General features: G+C 74.0%; 20 protein-coding genes. 13 read left to right on the top strand and 7 right to left on the bottom strand.

The features are described from left to right. The first annotated feature begins 171 nt into the window (after positions 1-171). Genes GV126_RS08315 through GV126_RS08305 form a run of 3 tightly spaced genes read left to right on the top strand, consistent with a single transcriptional unit; the run spans position 172 to position 3,010 of the window. Positions 172-1,254: a segregation/condensation protein A gene (locus tag GV126_RS08315; protein ID WP_159673453.1), complete on the top strand. Its 1,083-nt coding sequence runs from the start codon at positions 172-174 to the stop codon at positions 1,252-1,254. Beyond that, positions 1,251-1,946 carry an SMC-Scp complex subunit ScpB gene (scpB, locus tag GV126_RS08310; protein ID WP_159664058.1) on the top strand — a complete coding sequence of 232 codons (696 nt, stop codon included), beginning with the start codon at positions 1,251-1,253 and terminating at the stop codon, positions 1,944-1,946. Before GV126_RS08315 ends, scpB begins: the two co-directional genes overlap by 4 nt. Beyond that, positions 1,946-3,010 carry a pseudouridine synthase gene (locus GV126_RS08305; protein ID WP_159664056.1) on the top strand — a complete coding sequence of 355 codons (1,065 nt, stop codon included), beginning with the start codon at positions 1,946-1,948 and terminating at the stop codon, positions 3,008-3,010. Before scpB ends, GV126_RS08305 begins: the two co-directional genes overlap by 1 nt. A gap of 32 nt (positions 3,011-3,042) precedes the next feature. Here GV126_RS08305 and GV126_RS08300 read toward each other — a convergent pair whose 3' ends face one another. After that, positions 3,043-3,786, bottom strand: a complete 744-nt coding sequence (locus GV126_RS08300; RefSeq protein WP_159664054.1) for a nucleotidyltransferase domain-containing protein — start codon at positions 3,784-3,786, stop codon at positions 3,043-3,045. 22 nt (positions 3,787-3,808) lie between these two features. Beyond that, on the bottom strand, positions 3,809-4,273 hold the full coding sequence (locus GV126_RS08295; RefSeq protein ID WP_159664052.1) for a Rieske (2Fe-2S) protein: 465 nt from the start codon (positions 4,271-4,273) through the stop codon (positions 3,809-3,811). 218 nt (positions 4,274-4,491) lie between these two features. Between GV126_RS08295 and aroH the strand changes: the two genes are divergently transcribed. The 5 genes from aroH to der all read left to right on the top strand — a co-directional run bounded on the left by aroH (position 4,492) and on the right by der (position 9,258). Then, positions 4,492-4,854, top strand: coding sequence for a chorismate mutase (gene aroH, locus GV126_RS08290; RefSeq protein WP_159664050.1), 363 nt, complete (start codon positions 4,492-4,494; stop codon positions 4,852-4,854). After that, positions 4,851-5,936: a prephenate dehydrogenase gene (locus tag GV126_RS08285; protein ID WP_159664048.1), complete on the top strand. Its 1,086-nt coding sequence runs from the start codon at positions 4,851-4,853 to the stop codon at positions 5,934-5,936. Before aroH ends, GV126_RS08285 begins: the two co-directional genes overlap by 4 nt. Before the next feature lie 411 nt (positions 5,937-6,347). After that, the gene (gene cmk, locus GV126_RS08280) at positions 6,348-7,043 is read left to right on the top strand and encodes a (d)CMP kinase (RefSeq protein ID WP_159664046.1); all 696 of its coding nucleotides are present in this window, start codon (positions 6,348-6,350) and stop codon (positions 7,041-7,043) included. Positions 7,044-7,105: 62 nt separating this feature from the next. Next, positions 7,106-7,708 (top strand): lysophospholipid acyltransferase family protein, encoded by a 603-nt coding sequence (locus GV126_RS08275; protein ID WP_159673451.1) that lies wholly within the window; start codon positions 7,106-7,108, stop codon positions 7,706-7,708. 68 nt (positions 7,709-7,776) lie between these two features. Beyond that, entirely contained in the window at positions 7,777-9,258 is a 1,482-nt protein-coding gene (gene der / locus GV126_RS08270) for a ribosome biogenesis GTPase Der (RefSeq protein ID WP_159664044.1), read from the top strand. Between the two features lie 77 nt (positions 9,259-9,335). Here the strand turns inward: der and GV126_RS08265 are convergent, their stop codons facing one another. Further along, entirely contained in the window at positions 9,336-9,710 is a 375-nt protein-coding gene (locus GV126_RS08265) for a hypothetical protein (protein WP_159664042.1), read from the bottom strand. A gap of 37 nt (positions 9,711-9,747) precedes the next feature. Continuing rightward, positions 9,748-10,611: a DUF8842 C-terminal domain-containing protein gene (locus GV126_RS08260; RefSeq protein WP_159664040.1), complete on the bottom strand. Its 864-nt coding sequence runs from the start codon at positions 10,609-10,611 to the stop codon at positions 9,748-9,750. A gap of 659 nt (positions 10,612-11,270) precedes the next feature. Here GV126_RS08260 and GV126_RS08255 point away from each other — a divergent pair. Next, the gene (locus GV126_RS08255) at positions 11,271-11,882 is read left to right on the top strand and encodes a transglycosylase family protein (RefSeq protein ID WP_201299814.1); all 612 of its coding nucleotides are present in this window, start codon (positions 11,271-11,273) and stop codon (positions 11,880-11,882) included. Positions 11,883-12,290: 408 nt separating this feature from the next. Further along, complete coding sequence (locus GV126_RS08250) at positions 12,291-12,506, top strand: I78 family peptidase inhibitor (RefSeq protein ID WP_159664036.1); 216 nt, start codon at positions 12,291-12,293, stop codon at positions 12,504-12,506. A 76-nt stretch (positions 12,507-12,582) separates the two neighbouring features. Here the strand turns inward: GV126_RS08250 and GV126_RS08245 are convergent, their stop codons facing one another. Together GV126_RS08245 and GV126_RS08240 are read right to left on the bottom strand one after the other, a co-directional pair. Then, positions 12,583-13,599 (bottom strand): phosphatase PAP2 family protein, encoded by a 1,017-nt coding sequence (locus GV126_RS08245; RefSeq protein ID WP_159664034.1) that lies wholly within the window; start codon positions 13,597-13,599, stop codon positions 12,583-12,585. Positions 13,600-13,851: 252 nt separating this feature from the next. Further along, the gene (locus tag GV126_RS08240) at positions 13,852-15,006 is read right to left on the bottom strand and encodes a putative hexosyltransferase (protein ID WP_159664032.1); all 1,155 of its coding nucleotides are present in this window, start codon (positions 15,004-15,006) and stop codon (positions 13,852-13,854) included. Positions 15,007-15,284: 278 nt separating this feature from the next. Between GV126_RS08240 and GV126_RS08235 the strand changes: the two genes are divergently transcribed. Then, a complete protein-coding gene (locus tag GV126_RS08235) occupies positions 15,285-16,889 on the top strand; it encodes an MFS transporter (RefSeq protein WP_159664030.1) in 1,605 nt (534 codons plus the stop codon). A gap of 130 nt (positions 16,890-17,019) precedes the next feature. Then, on the top strand, positions 17,020-18,216 hold the full coding sequence (locus tag GV126_RS08230; protein ID WP_159664028.1) for an acyl-CoA dehydrogenase family protein: 1,197 nt from the start codon (positions 17,020-17,022) through the stop codon (positions 18,214-18,216). 57 nt (positions 18,217-18,273) lie between these two features. On the opposite strand, the gene GV126_RS08225 is transcribed toward GV126_RS08230, so the two are convergent. Next, positions 18,274-18,711 (bottom strand): cell division protein SepF, encoded by a 438-nt coding sequence (locus GV126_RS08225; RefSeq protein ID WP_028422813.1) that lies wholly within the window; start codon positions 18,709-18,711, stop codon positions 18,274-18,276. Between the two features lie 290 nt (positions 18,712-19,001). On the opposite strand from GV126_RS08225, the gene GV126_RS08220 reads away from it, so the two are divergent. Further along, on the top strand, positions 19,002-19,971 hold a 970-nt coding region (locus tag GV126_RS08220; protein ID WP_159664026.1), incomplete at its 3' end, for a DUF5685 family protein.

Genomic DNA, 19,971 nt, shown 5'->3' with positions numbered 1-19,971 from the left:
GGTCTCGGACCGGTGCGGGGCAGCACGCCCCAGGGGCCGACGGAGCCGGGAACCGGGGCCGACCCGGCGGGCGTGTCGGCGCCCGTGTCGGTGCCGGGGCGGGGCGGCGGGCGGAGGCCGGAGAGCGAGCCGGTCGCCGAACCGGGATCCGCGCCGGAGTCGCTTGGTGTACTGGAACCGGAGTCGGCGCCGGTCGCGGGACCCGGCCCCGATCCGGAGTCGCTTGTCGCACCGGAGCCCGAGCCGGCGCCGGTCGCGGGATCCGGACCCGAGCCCGAGCCGCTTGCGGGGCCCGAGCGCGAGCCGTTTGCGGGGCCCGAGCCCGCGTCGGGGGCGGCGCCCGGATCCGCACCCGAGCCGGTCGCGGCGCCCGGACCGGTCGCGGCATCCGAGCCGGGTTCCGCGGACGCCGGTGACGACGGGGTCTTCACCGTGCGGCTGGCGAACTTCGAGGGACCCTTCGACCTGCTGCTGCAACTGATCTCCAAGCACAAGCTCGACGTCACCGAGGTCGCACTGTCGAAGGTCACCGACGAGTTCATGGCGCACATCCGCGCCATGGGCCCGGACTGGGACCTGGACCGGACGACCGAGTTCCTGGTCGTGGCGGCCACGCTGCTGGACCTGAAGGCGGCCCGCCTGCTGCCCGCCGCCGAGGTGGAGGACGAGGCCGACCTGGCCCTGCTGGAGGCCCGCGACCTGCTGTTCGCGCGGCTGCTGCAGTACCGCGCGTACAAGCAGATCGCGGAGATCTTCGACCGCCGGCTGCACGACGAGGCCCGCCGCCACCCCCGTACCGTCGGCCTGGAGCCCCAGCACGCGGACCTGCTCCCCGAAGTCGTCCTCAGCATCGGTCCCGAGGGGTTCGCCAAGCTCGCCGTCAAGGCGATGCAGCCCAAGCCCAAGCCGCAGGTGTACGTCGACCACATCCACGCCCCGCTGGTCAGCGTGCAGGAGCAGGCCGGGATCGTGGTGGCCCGCCTGCGCGAGCTGGGCGAGGCCACCTTCCGCGCGCTGGTCGCGGACACCGACGACACCCTCACCGTGGTGGCCCGCTTCCTGGCGCTGCTGGAGCTGTACCGGGAGAAGGCCGTCGCCCTGGAGCAGGAGACGGCCCTGGGCGAGCTGACCGTACGGTGGACCGGCGGCGACGGCGACGACGCACCGACGGTGACCGACGAGTTCGACCGGCCGCCGGAAGAACGCCGGGACGAGGCCGGCGACCGGGGCGAGGCCAAGGAGAAGAAGGCGTGAGCGAGGAGACGGAGATCACCGAGCAGCGGCCCGCGGGCGCGCCCGCCGTCGCCGACCTCGACCTCAGGCCCGCCCTGGAGGCGGTGCTCATGGTCGTGGACGAACCCGTGACCGAGGAACATCTGGCCAGGACGCTGCAGCGGCCCGCCCGGCAGGTCGCGGACGCGCTGCGCGAACTGGCCGACGAGTACACCGTGCAGCGCCGCGGCTTCGAGCTGCGCCGCATCGCCGGCGGCTGGCGTTTCTACACCCGCCCCGAGTACGCCGCCGCCGTGGAGCACTTCGTGCTCGACGGCCAGCAGGCCCGGCTCACCCAGGCCGCGCTGGAGACCCTGGCCGTGGTCGCCTACCGCCAGCCGGTCAGCCGCAGCCGCGTCTCCGCCGTGCGCGGAGTCAACTGCGACGGCGTGATGCGCACCCTGCTGCAGCGGGGCCTGGTCGAGGAGGCGGGCACGGAACCCGAAACAGGTGCGATCCTGTACAGGACGACGAACTACTTCCTGGAGCGGATGGGCCTGCGCGGTCTGGACGAGCTTCCGGAACTCGCGCCCTTCCTCCCGGAGGCGGAGGCGATCGAGGCCGAGACCCAGGAAGGGGTGCCGTCGTTCGACCCGGACGCTCCCGATGACGCGCCGGGTCCGCTCCGGGGCACCCCGGGCACCGATGACGAAGACGACCAGACGGAACTTTGATGCGAAGCAGCGGCAAGAGCGGCGGGCGCGGTAACTACCGCGGGGCCGGCAACAACAGGGACCAGAAGCAGGGGCAGGGCCGCCCCCGCAAGCCCCGCCCCGAGGAGCGCCGCTACGACGTGGGCCCCGGCGCCACCAAGGACGGCCCCAAGTCCGGGCGCGGCGCCTCCGCGCGCGGCGGCGCCAAGGGCGGCCCGCAGGGCGCGAAGAAGCCCCAGCAGCGCGGCCGTACGGCCCCGGCGCGCCCGCGTGAGTACGAGGCGCAGATCGAGGAGCGCAACCGCGAGCGGTACGCCGGCAAGAAGGACCTCAAGCTGCCCAAGACCTTCCCGGGCGCCGAGCAGGAGGGCGAGCGGCTGCAGAAGGTGCTCGCCCGGGCCGGCTACGGCTCGCGGCGCGCCTGCGAGGAGCTGATCGAGCAGGCGCGGGTCGAGGTCAACGGCGAGATCGTCCTGGAACAGGGCCGCCGGGTCGACCCGGAGAAGGACGAGATCAAGGTCGACGGCCTGACGGTGGCGACGCAGTCGTACCAGTTCTTCTCGCTGAACAAGCCCGCCGGGGTCGTCTCCACCATGGAGGACCCCGAGGGCCGGCAGTGCCTCGGCGACTACGTCACCAACCGCGAGACGCGCCTGTTCCACGTCGGCCGGCTGGACACCGAGACCGAGGGCCTGATCCTGCTCACCAACCACGGCGAGCTGGCGCACCGCCTCACCCACCCCCGCTACGGCGTGCGCAAGACCTACCTCGCGCACATCGTCGGCCCGATCCCGCGCGACCTGGGCAAGCGGCTCAAGGACGGCATCCAGCTGGAGGACGGCTACGCGCGCGCGGACCACTTCCGCGTCGTGGAGCAGACCGGCAAGAACTACCTCGTCGAGGTCACCCTGCACGAGGGCCGCAAGCACATCGTCCGCCGCATGCTCGCCGAGGCCGGCTTCCCGGTCGACAAGCTGGTGCGCACGGCGTTCGGCCCCATCACCCTCGGCGACCAGAAGTCCGGCTGGCTGCGCCGCCTGTCCAACACCGAGGTCGGCATGCTGATGAAGGAGGTCGACCTCTGAGCCGGTGCGCAGCGGCGATGGCGCGGGACGCCTCAGTCCTGCCCGACGCCCCCACCGCACAGGAGGCCCCGCACGCCGTCGTGGTCCGCGTCCGGCCGGGCCGCTGAGGCGCGGCGGACCCGGTACAGGAAGTCGGCCACGCGGGCGTGGTCCGGTTCCGCCGGCAGCGGGGTGTGCCTGAGGGCCTCCTCGGCCTCGGCGGCCAGCCGGGTCATGCGGGCCTCGACGCGCGGCCAGGAGACCTCGCCGCGCTTGACCGCCAGCAGATACTCGCGCTGGTCACCGACGTCGAGGCGCAGTTCGCCGGTGCGCAGCAGGTCACCGGCGGCGGCCAGCAGCCGCAGCAGGTGCATGGCGTGCTTCCAGCGCGGGGCGCCGGTCGTGCGGACGTCGGCGTCCAGCTTGCGGCGCTGGCTCAAGGCATAGCGCGTGAACGTGTCGTGGGCGCGCCGGGAGAGGAAGGCGCCGCGCAGCGACAGCAGCTCGCGGCCGGTGTCGTCCACCTGCACGACCAGAGGGGAGTGCAGGCACTCCAGGATGTTCGGGTTGCCGCGCAGGGCCAGCTCGCAGAAGCGCTCCAGTTCCCAGCTGAACTGTTCCGGCAGCGGGCCGTCGACGTGCGTCGGCGGCTTCTCGAACCGCCAGAACAACGGGGTCGGGGCGACGAAGACGCCCCGACGGTCCGTGTCGCTGTCCTCGGTCGCCAGTCCGAAGGCCCGTGAGCCCATGACACAGGCGTAGATCGTGTGGTGACGTACCAGGTCCTCGGGCTGCATGCCCGGGAGCGTACGCCGGACCTCACGTCAGGCGGATCGTATTTCCCTCCACCGAGATCCGCCTCTCCTCCAGCGGCTGCTGAGCCGGGCCGTGGCTCACCGAGCCGTCGTCGGCCCGGAACGCGCTGCCGTGGCAGGGGCACTCGATCGAGCCGTTCGCGACCCGGCTCACGGTGCAGCCCTGGTGCGTGCAGACGGCGGAGAACGCCTTGAACTCGTTCTTCTTCGGCTGCGTGACGACGACCTTCTGCTCCGTGAAGACCTTGCCGCCGCCGACGGGGATGTCGGCGGTGCGCGCCAGCTCTTCGCCGGCGGCCGCCGCGGTCGGCACCGGCTTCTCCGCGGGCGCCGCCTCCGTTCCCGCGGCCGAGGGAGCGGCGGAGGACGCGGACGAGCCGCCGCCGTCCGTGTTCGCGTCGCTGCAACCGGCGACGAGCGCCGCCGCGCCCGTCGCGAGAACCGTGCGCCGGGTCGAACCCTGGATCATGCCGTCACTCCGAGAGATGCCGAGAGGGGAAGATCGCTCCGAGTGGAGCGTTCAGCATCTTTGCACCGAAGAAGCCCAAGACGAAGTAAATCGGACAGGCGCCCCGCAAAAGGCACCCGGCCTCGTCCGTCTCAGCCGGCGGGCGGCCCGGACCCGCCCGCCGGGACCTGACTAGGCTGGACGGCGAGAGCCGAGCACGATCAGCAAGGAGCAGCACCGTGGCGGTACGAGCGGTCCGGGGGGCCGTCCAGCTGGAGCGCGACGAGGCCGGTCACATGAGCGAGCAGGTGGAAGCCCTGCTGACCGCCGTCCTGGAGCGCAACGGCCTGAGCGTGGACGACCTGATCAGCATCTGGTTCACCGCCACGCCCGACCTGCACAGCGACTTCCCGGCGGCCGCCGCCCGCCGGCTGGGCATCGTGGACGTCCCCCTCATCTGCGCCCAGGAACTGGACATCGAGGGCGCCATGCCCCGCGTGGTCCGCATCCTCGCGCACGTCGAGTCCGACAAGCCGCGCACCGAGATCGCCCACGTCTACCTCGGCGCGGCCGCCGCCCTGCGCAAGGACATCGCCCAGTGAGAAGCGCACTCGTCCTCGGCACCGGGCTCATCGGCACCTCCGCCGCCCTGGCCCTGGTGCAGCGCGGCGTCACCGTGCACCTGGCCGACCACGACCCCGAGCAGGCCCGTACGGCGGCGGCGCTGGGCGCCGGCACCGACGCCGCGCCCGACGGCCCGGTCGACCTGGCCGTCGTGGCCGTACCGCCCGCGCACGTGGCCACCGTGCTCGCCGACGCCATGCGCCGGGAGGTGGCCCGCGGCTACACCGACGTCGCCAGCGTCAAGGGGGGCCCCCGCCGCGACCTCCAGGCGCTCGGCCTGGACCTCACCCGCTACCTGGGCACCCACCCCATGTCGGGCCGGGAGAAGTCCGGCCCGCTGGCCGCCACCGCCGACCTCTTCGAGGGCCGCCCCTGGGTCCTCACCCCCACCCGGGACACCGACACCGAGGTCCTCAACCTCGCCCTGGAGCTGGTCTCGCACTGCCGCGCGGTCCCGGTCGTCATGGACGCCGACGCCCACGACCGCGCCGTGGCGCTGGTCTCCCACATGCCCCACCTGGTCTCCAGCATGGTCGCCGCCCGCCTGGAGCACGCCGACGAGGCGGCGGTGCGGCTGTGCGGGCAGGGCATCCGGGACGTGACCCGGATCGCCGCCTCCGACCCCGGGATGTGGATCGACATCCTGTCCGCCAACCCCGGGCCGGTCGCCGACCTGCTCTCCGACGTCGCCGCCGACCTGGACGAGGCGGTACGGGCCCTGCGCGCGCTGCAGTCCTCCGACGAGGCCAAGCGCCGCGAGGGCAGCGCCGGCATCGAGGACATGCTGCGGCGGGGCAACGCCGGGCAGGTCCGGGTCCCCGGCAAGCACGGCTCCGCGCCGCGCGCCTACGAGGTCGTCGCGGTCCTCATCGACGACCAGCCCGGCCAGCTGGCCCGCATCTTCGCCGACGCGGGGACGGCCGGGGTCAACATCGAGGACGTGCGCATCGAGCACGCGACCGGGCAGCAGGCCGGCCTGGTGCAGCTGATGGTCGAGCCGCAGGCCGTTCCCGTCCTGACGGCCGCCCTGCGGGAGAGGGGCTGGGCACTGCGCCAGTAGGGGCCGGGCAGCGAGGCCGGCGGGAGGCCCGGGCTGCGCGCCGGCACAGGAGCCGGACCCCCCTCGCAGGGGCCTGGGCACCATGCCGGCAGCGGCGCCGGGCACTGCGTCGGCAGGAGCCCGGGCCGCCGGCAGGCAACAGCCGGAGCCACCGGCGGGCAGCGGCCCGATCCGCCGGCAGACAGGGTCCGGGCATGGGCCGGGCAGGGGGCCGGAGGCGCCGGGCAGGCAGGGCCGGGGATCCGGTGGGCAGGGGCCGGCCGGAGGGGGCGGGTGGGCCGGTGTGCCGGCCGGGCGGACCGCCACCCGTATGGAGGCACCCGCGAAGCCAGTAACCTTGTGCAGGGCGCCCCGACCGACGACGGGCCCCGCACACCCATCCATCACCCTTCACCAGGAAGGTGCCCCGCTGTGGACAACGGCGCCGCCCGGACCGCCCAGCCCGTGATCGTCGCCATCGACGGCCCCTCCGGCACGGGCAAGTCGAGCACGTCGAAGGCCGTGGCCGCGCAGCTCGGCCTGAGCTACCTGGACACCGGCGCCCAGTACCGGGCGATCACCTGGTGGATGGTGACCAACGGGACCGACATCGACGACCCCACCGCGATCGCCGCCGTGGCCGGCAAGCCCGAGATCGTCTCCGGGACCGACCCGGCCCAGCCGACGATCACCGTCGACGGCGTGGACGTCTCCGGCCCGATCCGCACCCAGGAGGTCACCGCCAAGGTCAGCGCGGTCAGCGCGGTCCCGGAGGTGCGGGCGCGGATCACCGAGCTGCAGCGCTCCCTGGCCGCCGCCGCCGAGAACGGCATGGTGGTGGGGGGCCGCGACATCGGCCCCCCCGTGCTGCCGGACGCCGCCCTGAAGATCTCCCTCCCCGCCCCCGCGGAGGCCCGCGCCGCCCGCCGCAGCGGCGAGCTGAAGGGCTCCGACCTGCACTCCACCCGCGAGGCCCTGATCAAGCGGGACGCGGCCGACTCCAGCCGCAAGACCTCGCCGCTGGCCAAGGCCGACGACGCCGTCGAGGTGGACACCACCGACCTGACGCTGCCGCAGGTCATCGAGTGCGTCGTCACCCTCGTCGAGGAGAAGCGGGCCGGGAAGTGACCCAGCCGTCCGTTCCCTCGGTGAGGGGCGCCGAGGTCGGCCGGCGCATCGGTGTCGGCCTGATGCACGGGCTGTGGCGGCCGCGGGGGCTCGGGGCCTGGAAGGTCCCGGCCACCGGTCCGCTGATCTTCGCGGTGAACCACTCGCACAACATCGACGGCCCGATGGTCATGGGCGTGGCGCCCCGGCCGACGCACTTCCTGATCAAGAAGGAGGCGTTCGTCGGCCCGCTGGGCACCTTCCTGACCGGCATCGGCCAGCTGCAGGTGGACCGCTCCTCGGCCGACCGCGCCGCCATCGCCCGGGCCCTGGGTGTGCTGCGGGCCGGTGGGGTGCTGGGCATCTTCCCGGAGGGCACCCGGGGCGAGGGCGACTTCGCCTCCCTGCGCGCCGGGCTGGCGTACTTCGCCGTGCGCGGCGGGGCGCCGATCGTGCCCGTCGCCGTCCTGGGCAGCGCCGAGCGGCGGGGACGGCTGGTCGGGGCACTGCCCCCGCTGCGCTCCCGTATCGACGTCGTCTTCGGTGAGGCGTTCGAGGCGGGGGAGGGCGACGGGCGGCGCACGCGCCGGGCGCTGGACGAGGCGACCGAGCGCATCCAGAAGCGGCTCACCGCCCACCTGGAAAACGCCAGGCGTCTCACGGGGCGTTCGGCGACACTTGAGTAGTGGATCAGCCCGTCGGCCGACGGGCCGCTCCACCGATCACCACGAAGGAACGACGAGGTACGCACTTCATGAACGACCAGAACCAGCCCGGCGACTCGGCTGAGCACGAGTACGACCACGGGGCTCTCGGCGACGCCGAGTACGCGGAGTTCATGGAGCTCGCCGCGGAAGAGGGCTTCGACGTCGAGGACGTCGAGGGCGCCATCGAGGCCGCCGGACACGGGCCGCTGCCCGTGCTCGCCGTCGTCGGCCGGCCCAATGTCGGCAAGTCGACCCTGGTGAACCGGATCATCGGTCGGCGTGAGGCCGTGGTCGAGGACCGGCCGGGCGTCACCCGCGACCGCGTGACCTACGAGGCCGAGTGGGCCGGCCGCCGCTTCAAGGTCGTCGACACCGGCGGCTGGGAGCAGGACGTGCTCGGCATCGACGCCTCCGTCGCCGCGCAGGCCGAGTACGCGATCGACGCCGCCGACGCGGTGGTCTTCGTGGTGGACGCCAAGGTCGGCGCCACCGACACCGACGAGGCGGTCGTGCGGCTGCTGCGCAAGGCCGGCAAGCCGGTCGTGCTGTGCGCCAACAAGGTCGACGGCCCCAGCGGCGAGGCCGACGCGGCCTACCTGTGGTCCCTCGGCCTGGGCGAGCCCTACCCGGTCTCGGCGCTGCACGGCCGCGGCACCGGCGACATGCTGGACGCCGTCCTGGAGGTGCTGCCCGACGCGCCGCGCGAGACCTTCGGCGGGGCCGGCCTCGGCGGCCCCCGCCGCGTGGCCCTCATCGGCCGTCCGAACGTCGGCAAGTCCTCCCTGCTCAACAAGGTGGCCGGCGAGGAGCGCGTCGTCGTCAACGAGCTGGCCGGCACCACCCGCGACCCGGTGGACGAGCTGATCGAACTGGGCGGCAAGACCTGGAAGTTCGTGGACACCGCGGGCATCCGCAAGCGCGTCCACCTGCAGCAGGGCGCCGACTACTACGCCTCCCTGCGCACCGCCGCGGCCGTGGAGAAGGCCGAGGTCGCCGTCGTCCTGATCGACGCCTCCGAGTCCATCTCGGTCCAGGACCAGCGGATCATCACCATGGCCGTCGAGGCGGGCCGCGCGCTCGTCATCGCCTACAACAAGTGGGACACCCTCGACGAGGAGCGCCGCTACTACCTGGAGCGGGAGATCGAGACCGAGCTGGGCCAGGTCGCCTGGGCGCCGCGCGTCAACGTCTCGGCCCGCACCGGCCGCCACATGGAGAAGCTGGTCCCGGCCCTGGAGACGGCCCTGGCCGGCTGGGAGACCCGCGTCCCCACCGGGCGCCTGAACGCCTTCCTCGGCGAGCTGGTCGCCGCCCACCCGCACCCGATCCGGGGCGGCAAGCAGCCGCGCATCCTGTTCGGCACCCAGGCCGGCACCAAGCCGCCGCGGTTCGTGCTGTTCGCCTCCGGCTTCATCGAGGCCGGCTACCGGCGCTTCATCGAGCGCCGGCTGCGCGAGGAGTTCGGCTTCGAGGGCACCCCGATCCACATCTCGGTGCGGGTGCGCGAGAAGCGCGGCAAGAAGAAGTAGCGAAGAAGCGGCGCCGAGCACGGCTGAGGGCGTCCCCTGGTCCAGGGGACGCCCTCGTGCCGTGTACGGTCCTGCCGTCAGGCGCCGCGGCGCGGGCCGGGCGGCAGCGCGGCCGGCGGGTGCCGGGTCCCCGTGTCCTGGCGGGGCAGGGCGCCGACGCGCTGCCAGGGGGACGGCTGCCGGGCGCCGTACTGCCGGGCGGCGTACGCCCCGGCGCCGTAGGCCAGGTAGCCGTGGGAGCCCGTGCCGTGCGAGAGGTGGCCGAACCCGACGAAGCCCAGGTCCTCTTCGCCGCTCCGGTCGCCGGGCAGGGTCCGGTAGGACTTGACGTACTCGGCGTAGAGCGCGTCGTAGATGGGCGTGGCCGAGGGGCCGCCCTGGGGGTCCTGGGACGGCCGCGCGGACCGGATCGGCGGGTAGGACTGGCTGCGGGGATCGTCATATGCGTGCACGTATGTCCAAACGACCCCGAGCCGGAAGGGATGCGGCTCAGGTCCCGGCCAGCGGCAGCGTCGCGGCGACCAGCCGCCCCTCGGCGGCCGCCTTGTCCAGGGCCGCGCGCAGCAGGTCCTCCCGCGGCTGACGGCCGATGGACCCGACCGGCGCCGCGTACAGCACCACCTGCTGGTGCTTGCCGGCGGCCGCCCGCCAGCCGTCGGTGACGGTGAGCGGCTGGTGCGCCTGCCACCAGGCCACCGGCTGGCCGGCGTCCCCGCTGGGCTGCAGCACCGCGTGCAGCTGCCCCATGGCCAGCAGCACCGACCAGCCGTGCAGCACCGGCGGGACGGACTCCAGGTCGCCCACGGGCCTGAAGCCCTGCTCGACGAGCAGCGTCAGGAAGTCGTCGCCGGGGCCCGTCGTGCCCGGCCGCACGATGGGCGCCGTGGGCTCGACGACCAGGGCCGGGTGCAGCTCCCCGGAGATCAGGACCAGCCCGCTGGTCACGCCGAGCACGGCCTGCTCCGGCACGGCCGAGCTCGGCTGAGGCCGTGCGACCTCGGGCTGCGCCGGGGGTGCGGACTGCGCGGGCTGCGGGGTGGGCGCGGTCTGGGCGGGCACGCCGCCCTGGGCGGCGGCGTCCGCGGTGATGGAGCGCACCGCGCCCCGCAGCTGCTCCTCGGTGACCTGGACGACCTGCGAGGGCAGGCAGGTGGCGTGGGCGAAGGCGAGGACGGCGGTCTCCTCCCCGACGAACAGGACGGTGCTGGTGCGCTCCTGTTCCACGTCGCCGGGGGTGCGGCACGAGGTGCAGTCGTAACCGCCCGGGGCGGTCTCTCCGGCGAGCAGCCGGTCGGCTTCTTCGTCGCCGATCTCGGCGCGTACGGCGTCGCTGACGTCGAGCATGCGCGGCACGGGTGGCTCCCTCGGGATGCGGTACGTGGCCGGGCCGGGTGGCTCCCGGCCCAGGAACCGGGAGGGCCCCCGGCTCATGCAGAAGACAACGGACGATCTGTGGCGGGAGTCACGCCCTGCGCCGAACGGAATCGAACCATCCAGCGCGCAGGGTCACGATCGGCGCGGAAGCGGGTACTCACCGTCAACTCGCCGAAAGTCCAGGGGTCTTGACGAGGTGAAGTGGCTCACAGGGCGGCCGCTCCGCTGGTCGACAAATCAGGAAATGCAGGAATGAAGTGGGTGGCCGAAAAAAGCCGATACCTTCGGTAACCCTGAACTGGCCTGCCGGAACGGGCCCTTGGTTGATCCCCGCACGCCGTGCTCCCTACATTCCTCCGCCGTGTGCACGGAGCACCGCCCGGGTACGTCCGCCGACCGCACCACCTGGCACCACGAGCACGGCCCCCACCGGCGGACGGGGCGGGCCCGCCGACCGCGCCCCCGCGCGGAGAGCGTGCCCGGCCCCGGGGCACCCCGGGTCCTTGCGAAGGGATCTCCATGTCCGAAGGTGCCGATACCCGCGCCGCGGCTCACGCCGAGCCCCGCACGCCGCCACCACCACCGCCGTCCCCGCTCCCCGCCGCGCCCGGACCGGCGCCGGGCCGCGCACGGCGGCGGTGCTCGCCGGGGCGGCCCTGCTCGCCCCGCTGGCCGTGCTGACCGCCACCGGCGGCGCCCGGGCCGCGGACGGCGGGGTGTGGGACCGGATCGCCCGGTGCGAGAGCGGCGGCGACTGGCACATCAACACCGGCAACGGCTACTACGGCGGACTGCAGTTCGCCGCCCACACCTGGCGCGCCTACGGCGGCACCGCCTACGCGCCCACCGCCGACCGGGCCTCCAGGCCCCAGCAGATCGCCGTGGCCGCCCGCGTCCAGCAGGCCCAGGGCTGGGGCGCCTGGCCGGTCTGCTCGGCCCGCGCCGGCGCCTTCGGCAGCGCGCCCGGCGCGAGCACGGTCGCGACCGGCGCGAGCACGGAGGCGAGCGGGACCGGGGCGGCCCACCACACGCGGCAGCCCGCCGCGACGCACCGGGCGCCCCGGACGTCCGGGGCGGTCACGACGGACCGCGACGGCTCGCGCGGCACGTACACGGTCCGCACGGGCGACACGCTCGGCGCCGTCGCCGCCCGGCACGGCACCACCTGGCAGCGGCTGTACGCCGCCAACCGCTCCGTCATCGGTGCCGATCCGGACCTGATCGTGCCGGGACAGCGCCTGACCCTCTGATCCTCGGCCCTGGACCCACGGCCCCGGGACCCTCGGTCCTGTGACCCTCGGCCCCATGACCGTCGGTCCTGTGCCCCGTGGGACGCGGGACCCTCTGACACGCGGGATGCGGCGGATCCTGTACGGGACCCATGGGTTTCCTGTGTCTGCGACGGTCCCGCGTTCCACCAGGAGAAAAGGGGCGGGAATCGCGCCGAGAGCCGGCTCCCGGCCGTTCCCCGGCCGATTCCCGTGCCCTGCTCCTTGCGCCTTCCCGCCCTCCTCTCACCCTGCGCTCACCGTCTTCTTGACTGCTTTTCCTGGGGTTTTCCGGGGCGTGGTCCGCTCCCGCGGGAATTCGCCGTGACGGTGACTCCTCATGCCCTGCCCGGGCTTCCGCCGCCCCGGGCCAGGGCCTAGCGTGGCGGTATGGCACCGATTCCCACTCCGCCGGCGGAGCCCCAGGACAGTCCGGACCGGTACGTCGGCCTCGCGGCCGACCACGCCGAAAGGCTCGCGCGGGAGCGGGGCTGGACCACGGTCCGCTCGCTGCCGCCGGGCGCGGTCATCACGATGGAGTACCGGTTCGGGCGGCTCAACCTCGAGGTCCGGGACGGCCGGGTCGCCCGCGCCTGGAAGGGCTGAGCACGCTGAGCCCGGAAACGGCAAAGGGGGCGCCGCACTGCGCGGCGCCCCCTTTCCCCTCTCCGTCCCGGTCCCCTCAGGAGCGGGCGGTGGAGGTCGTGCCCCGCGGGGCACGGTCGGGGTGCGGTGGCCGGCGGCTGCCGGCCGGGGTGACCGGGGTGCGTTCCGCACGGGTCGTGTGCGGGCCCGGGGCGAGGTAGACCGCAGGGCGCGGCGGGCGGCCGGCGCCGACGGTCTCGCGGGCCACCGGGGCCTCGTCCCGGGCCGGGGCGCGCGGACCCAGCACCACGGGCGCGTCGGCGGGGGCGGCCGGAGCGGCCGTCGCGGGGCGGCCACGGCGGTCGCGCCAGCGGTCGCGCAGGTCGAAGAGCAGCTGCTCGACCCGGGCGATCAGCGGTTCGAACCAGGGCAGCGCGAGCAGGATCAGCAGGCCCGCGGCCCAGCCGAGCAGCACGTCGCTGAGCCAGTGCGTCCCGAGGTAGACGGTGGTCAGGCCGACGCCGAGCGAGGTCACCGCCGACCCGGCCGACAGCCAGCGGCGCGCTCTCGGGGTGGAGGCCAGATAGGCGAGGATGCCCCAGGTCACCACGGCGTTGGCGGTGTGGCCGCTGGGAAATATATCGCCGCCCATGCCCATCTCGTTGGAGCCGATGACGGTGGCGTAGTGCGGTCCGAGGCGTCCCATGCCGTACTTCGCGGCGCCGACGGTGATGTTCAGCAGGAGCAGCGAGGTGGCGAGGGTGAGCAGCGGGCGCAGGGTGCGCTGCCGCCAGGAGCGCCAGCCCAGCCAGGAGGCGACCATCACGGCGGTGGGGCCGCGCTGGCCCAGCACCACGTAGTAGTCGAGGAACGCGTGGATCTGCGGCCACTGCTGGTACGGGCGGAAGAACATCACCTGCCAGTCCAGGCGCACCAGCCAGGAGGTGGTCACCACGGCCCAGACGATCGCCAGGTAGAAGGCCAGGGTCGCCGAGAACAGCACGACCCGGTGCCTGCTCATTCTCGGCATGTCGATGTGCGCCGGCCGTTGCGGCTCACGGTCCAGCCTGGCGAACACCCGGTCCAGGCGGGTGAGGGTTCCTTCGGTACGCACCTAATCGACGTTACAGCGAGTGAGGTCAGTTACCGGACGAATCACGTGGTTTGTGATGACGATGTGATGTGGGATTGCTCTCAACGTGCCTTTGTTTTCCGTAATCGGGAATGCGTGCACGCACCGGACTGCAATTCCTCTGATCGTTCCGGTGTGTTCTTATGCTGCGCTTATGAATATGTCGTCCGAACGCTCGCGTGGAATTCACCGGGCGTACACGGCGGGCCCCGGGGGCTCAGGGGAGCCGGGTGATCACGGGGGGCCGGAGCCGTTCAGCCAGAGGGCGCCGTAGACCGCCGAGGCGAGCGCGACGGCGCCGGTGACCAGGACCGCCCGGGAGGTGCGCAGCCGGGCGAGCGCCACGGCGAGCGGCAGCAGCAGGGGGAAGGCAGGCAGCAGCAGGCGCGGCTTGGAGCCGAAGTAGCCGGAGGCGCACAGGGCGAGCGCGGTGACGACGCCGGAGTAGACGAGCAGGGGCAGCGGCTGCCGCTGCCGGACGCCGGCGACGTACAACCCGATCACCAGGGCGACACCCGCGATCAGGGCGAGGCCGGCCAGGGCCGCGGGGAAGGAGGTGAGCTTCGCCGCGACGAACCGCGCGAAGGCGTAGCCGCCGTCGAAGCCGTTGCGCCAGCCGGCCTGGACGTCGAGGTAGCCGAGGGGGCCGCGGCCGGTGCGGTGGCCGACCCACAGCACGTAGCCGGCCGCGCCGAGCGGGGCGAGCAGCATCCCGAGGACGCGAGGCGCGAGGGAGCGGCCGGTGGCCCGCCCGCGTGCGCACGACGCGAGCGCCGCCGCCCACACCGCGGCGGCCACCGCGGCGCCGACCGGCCGGGTCAGCCCCGCCAGCAGCGCCAGCGCGCCCGCCGCCGGCCAGCGCTCGGTGAGCACGCAGTACAGGGACCAGGCGGCGAGCGCGGTGAACAGCGACTCGCTGTACGCCATCGATTGCACGATCCCGACCGGCAGCACCGCCCACAGCAGCACCGCGCACACCCCGGCCCGCGGGCCGTACACGTGATCGACGACGGCGAAGACGCCCCAGGCCGCGGCGAGCGAGGCGAGCAGGCTCACCACGAAGCCCGCGTCGGCGTACGACAGCGGGCCCACCGCCGCCAGCAGCCGCTCCAGCCACGGAAGCAGCGGGAAGAAGGCCAGGTCGGAGTGGACGTCGCCGCCCGGCAGCCGCACCTCGTACCCGTAGCCGCCGCCGGCGACCCTCGCGTACCACAGGGAGTCCCAGCGGGCGGTCAGCAGGGTGTACGCGCTCGTGCCGCGCGCGGCGCTCCACACCGCCAGGGCCGCCAGGCCCAGGGCGCGGACGGCCGCGTACCCGAGGAGTGCCGGGGCGGCCCGGCGCAGCGCCGTGGGGCGGGCCACGGCCACGCGCGTCACAAGATCGGTCACGGCTCGATTATCGACCGGGCCCCGATCCGCCCGGACAGGCGGCCCGGTGCGGGCCGGGACGTGGTGGCGTACGCCACACGAGTGGGTGGCGGGTCTGAGAGCTGGGCCACGTGCCGGGGTGGGCCACTCGCGTACGCTGACGAGTCACTCGCCGTTTTCCGTTGCGCGGGTTTCCGTTGCGCGGGCCGGAGCACCACCGCTCCTCTCCGGCCCCGGCCGCGGGGAAGTCCCCACCCCCGTGCCCGCCGGAGGCGAGGGTTCATCTGGGAGGTACCTACATGTCCGGGACGACCGCGGCCGCCGTCCGGCTGCGCCGTCTTCAGACCGGGGCCGGTGCGGGCCGCTGGGTGGTCCTGGTGGTGCTGTGCGTCAGCCTGCTGCTGGTCGCGGTGGACGCGACCGTGCTGCACGTGGCGGTGCCCGCCGTCACCGAGGACCTCAGGCCCGGCGCCGTCGAACTGCTCTGGATCGTCGACACCTACCCCCTGGTCTGCGCCGCGCTGCTGATCCTGTTCGGCACGCTGGGCGACCGGGTGGGGCGCAGACGGATCCTGCTGCTCGGCTACGGCCTGTTCGGTGTCGCCTCCGCGCTGGCGGCCTTCGCGCCCGACGCGCGCACGCTCGTCCTCGCGCGGGCGCTGCTCGGAGCCGGCGGTGCCATGATCATGCCGGCCACGCTGTCGATCCTGCGGCACGTCTTCCCCGACCGGCGCGAGCGCGCGCTGGCGATCGGCGTCTGGAGCGCGGTCGCCGCCGTCGGCGCGGCGGTGGGCCCGCTGCTCGGCGGGTTCCTCCTGGAGCACTTCTGGTGGGGATCGGTCTTCCTGGTCAACATCCCGCTGATGCTGGTCACCCTGCCGGTGGCGCGGCTGCTGCTGCCCGAGTCCACCGGCGAGCAGGACGGCCCCTGGGACGTGACCGGCGCGGTGCTGGCGGCCCTCGGGCTGTTCGGCGTGGTGCTGGGCGTGAAGCGGCTGGGTGCCGGGGAGGGCGCGCCGGGCGTGTTCACGCTGGGGCCGCTGCTGGTGGGCCTGGTGCTGCTGGCGGTGTTCGTGCGGCGGCAGCGGCGGCGGACGCATCCGCTGGTGGACCTGTCGATGTTCGCCCGGCCGGCGTTCAGTACGGCGGTGGGCTGCATCGTGCTGGCGATGCTGGCCCTGGGCGGCCTGGAGCTGATCGCGGCGCAGGACCTGCAACTGGTGCTGGGGCTGTCGCCGCCGCAGACCGGGCTGCGGCTGCTGCCGCTGACGTTCGCGGCGATGGCCGCCGGGCTGGCCGGGGCGCGCGTGCTGCGGCGGTTCGGGCCGCGGCACATGGTGTGCGCCGGGTTCTGCGTGACGGCCGTGGCGGTGCTGGTGCTGACCGGGATGGGCGGGCAGGACGACGCGGGCCTGCTGCTCTTCGGGTTCGTGCTGCTCGGCCTGGGGCTGGAGACGACGCTGTTCGGGGCGTACGAGTCGATGCTGAGCGAGGCGCCGCCGGCGCAGGCAGGCACGGCCGCGGCGGTCGGCGAGACGTCGTACCAGCTGGGCGCGGGCCTGGGCATCGCCCTGCTGGGCACCGTGATGAACGCCGCCTACGCGCCGGCCCTGGCCCGGGTGCCGGGGGTCCCGGCGGGCGCGTCGGCGGCGGCGGAGCACTCCCTGGGGGAGGCCTACGACGTCGCCGCGCGGCTGGGCGGGCCGGCCGGGCACGCCCTGCGGCACGCGGCGAGGGACTCCTTCGTGCACGGTCTGCATGTGACGCTGCTGGTCAGCGCCGGCCTGCTGGTGCTGGGCGCGGTGATGGCGCTGCGGCTGCCGCGGGTGATGCAGTGCGAGGGCGAGGAGGCGGTGGAGCTGCCCGCCCAGCGGGAGGTCGAACGGGCCCGCGTGTCCGCGTGAGCGGCGGCGCGGGGCGCGGAAACCCTGGGGGCGGTCCGCGGGCCACCCTGGACGTGGGCCGCACCACGTCGTAACGTCGGGCCCGGAGCCGTTTAACTAGCGGTGCTAGTTTCTCTTCCCGGAGGTGCCCATGCCGGCGTCGTCGAAGCCGTCGCTGCCCCCGTTCGACCCCACCGATCCCCTGGGGCTGGACGACCTGCTGGAGCCGGAGGACCTGGCCGTCCGCGACACCGTGCGCGGCTGGGCCGCCGACCGGGTCCTGCCGCACGTCGCCGAGTGGTACGAGCAGGGCGAACTGCCCACCGTGCGCGAGCTGGCCCGGGAGCTGGGCGCGCTCGGCGCGCTCGGGATGTCGCTGAGCGGATACGGCTGCGCGGGCGCCTCCGCCGTGCAGTACGGGCTGGCCTGCCTGGAACTGGAGGCGGCCGACTCCGGGATCCGTTCCCTGGTCTCCGTGCAGGGCTCGCTCGCCATGTACGCCATCCACCGCTTCGGCAGCGAGGAGCAGAAGCAGACCTGGCTGCCGCGGATGGCCGCCGGCGAGGTGATCGGCTGCTTCGGCCTGACCGAGCCCGACCACGGCTCCGACCCCGCCTCGATGCGCACCCACGCCAAGCGCGACGGCGGGGACTGGGTGCTGTGCGGGCGCAAGATGTGGATCACCAACGGCTCCGTGGCCGGGGTGGCCGTCGTGTGGGCGCAGACCGAGGACGGCGTCCGCGGGTTCGTCGTCCCCGCCGGCACCCCCGGCTTCTCCGCCCCCGAGATCAAGCGCAAGGGGTCGCTGCGGGCCTCGGTCACCAGCGAACTCGTCCTCGACGACGTCCGGCTGCCCGCCGACGCCGTCCTGCCGGAGGTCACCGGCCTGCGCGGCCCGCTCAGCTGCCTGTCCCACGCCCGCTACGGCATCGTCTGGGGCGCCATGGGCGCGGCTCGCTCCTGCTTCGAGGCCGCCTTGGACTACGCGCGCACGCGCGAGCAGTTCGGCAGGCCCATCGGCGGCTTCCAGCTCACCCAGGCCAAGCTCGCCGACATGGCGGTCGAACTGCACAAGGGGATCCTGCTCGCCCACCACCTGGGGCGGCGCATGGACGCCGGCCGCCTGCGTCCCGAGCAGGTCAGCTTCGGCAAGCTCAACAACGTACGGGAGGCGATCGAGATCTGCCGCACGGCGCGCACGATCCTCGGCGCCAACGGGATCTCCTTCGAATACCCCGTGATGCGGCACGCGGCCAACCTGGAGTCGGTGCTCACCTACGAGGGAACCGTCGAGATGCACCAGCTCGTGCTGGGCAAGGCGCTCACCGGCCTCGACGCGTTCCGGTGAGCGGCAGGGCCCTCGCGGTGGGGCCCGGACAGGGCAGGGCCGGTGTGCGGCCCTGCCTCAGCTCTGGTTGAAGAAGCCGTCCGACCGGTGCGCCCCCGGGTCGCCGCTGACGATCTCGGTGTCGGCGGGGGAGAGCAGGAACACCCGGGTCGAGACCCGGTCGATGGAGCCGCGCAGACCGAAGACGAGGCCGGCGGCGAAGTCGACCACGCGCTTGGCGTCGGCCGGCTCCATGGCCGTGAGGTTCATGATGACCGGCACGCCCTCGCGGAACAGCTCGCCGATGGCGCGGGCGTCCCGGAAGCTGTCCGGCGTCACCGTGCCGATGCGACGGCCCTTGTCCTCGGCCGAGTCCGCCGCCACCTTCACCCGGGGGTCGGTGACCCAGGCGTCTGCGGACTCGGCTTCCTCGGCGTAGTCGTCGTCGTAGTACCGCTCGTCTTCGTTGTCGTCGACGAGGCCGAGCCACGCACTCGCCTTGCGTACCGATCCCATGGACGCCTCCTCTCACAGCCGTCTTGCATGCTTTCCGCATCCCTATGGTCATCCATGATGCGGACGGTGCGCCAAGTGGATAGACGCCGCGCGGGGGGTTTGTGACGGTACTGGTGCACAGCGGATCCGTCGAGAGCCCGTATGCCCCAAGGGTGTTGTGGCATGCGGCTGCTGACTGTGAGTGAAATATGATTGTCCCCGGCGCCCGGGTGACGGTCGGTGCGTCCGGGTGAACGACGTGGCCGATACGATGCGGCGGCTCAACGTCGTACACACCACGGGGGATCGTCGTGTTCGGAATCGTCCGGCCCTGCCGTCACCGGCTCGGGGAACGCCTCACCGCCCAGTGGACGGCTCATCTGTGCGGGCTGTGCCTGGCCCTGCGCGGCGACCACGGACAGTTCGCGCGGATCGTGACGAACTACGACGGGCTGCTCATATCCGTCCTGACAGAGGCTCAGGCCGAGCGCGGCGACGGCAAGGACGGGCGGCTGCGGCGCACCGCCGGGCCGTGCCCGCTGCGCGGGATGCGCACCGCCTCCGTCGCCCGGGGCGAGGGCGCCCGGCTCGCCGCGGCCGTCTCCCTGGTGCTCGCCTCCGCCAAGGTGCGCGACCATGTGGCCGACGGCGACGGACTGCTGGCCCGCCGCCCCGTGGCGCTCGCCGCGCGCAAGGTGGCCGCGAGCTGGGGCCGCGCCGGCGCCCGGACCGGGGCCGACGTCGGCTTCGACACCGCCGTCCTGGTCGACGCCGTGGACCGGCAGACCGGCATCGAGGCGCTCGCCGGACCCGGGACGCCGATCCTCACCGTCACCGAACCGACCGAGACCGCCACCGCCGCGGCCTTCGCCCACACCGCGCACCTGGCCGGACGGCCGGGCAACGCCGCACCGCTCGCCGAGGCCGGGCGCCTGTTCGGCCGGCTCGCGCACCTGCTGGACGCCGTGGAGGCCCGCGCGGCCGACGCCGCCCGCGGCGCCTGGACCCCGCTCCCCGCGACCGGCCCCTCGCTCGCCGGGGCCCGCCGGCTCGCCGACGACGCGGTGCACGGCATCCGCCTCGCCCTGCGCGACGTCGCGTTCCGCGACGGCGGCCTCGCGCACCGGCTGCTCGTCCACGAACTGCCGCGCTCGGTGGACCGCGCCTTCGGCACCGAGTCCTGCGGGCACACCCCGCAGGGGGCCTTCGGCCCGCCGCAGGGGCCGTACGCCCCCGGCCCCCGGGCACCGCACGACCCGCGGGTCCCGCACGACCCCGACC

The organism is Streptomyces mexicanus, assembly GCF_902506575.1.
In the GTDB taxonomy this organism is placed as follows: domain Bacteria; phylum Actinomycetota; class Actinomycetes; order Streptomycetales; family Streptomycetaceae; genus Streptomyces; species Streptomyces mexicanus.
The sequence above is the reverse complement of the archived record's forward strand: the minus strand, read 5'-3'. Positions and strand labels throughout refer to the sequence as shown.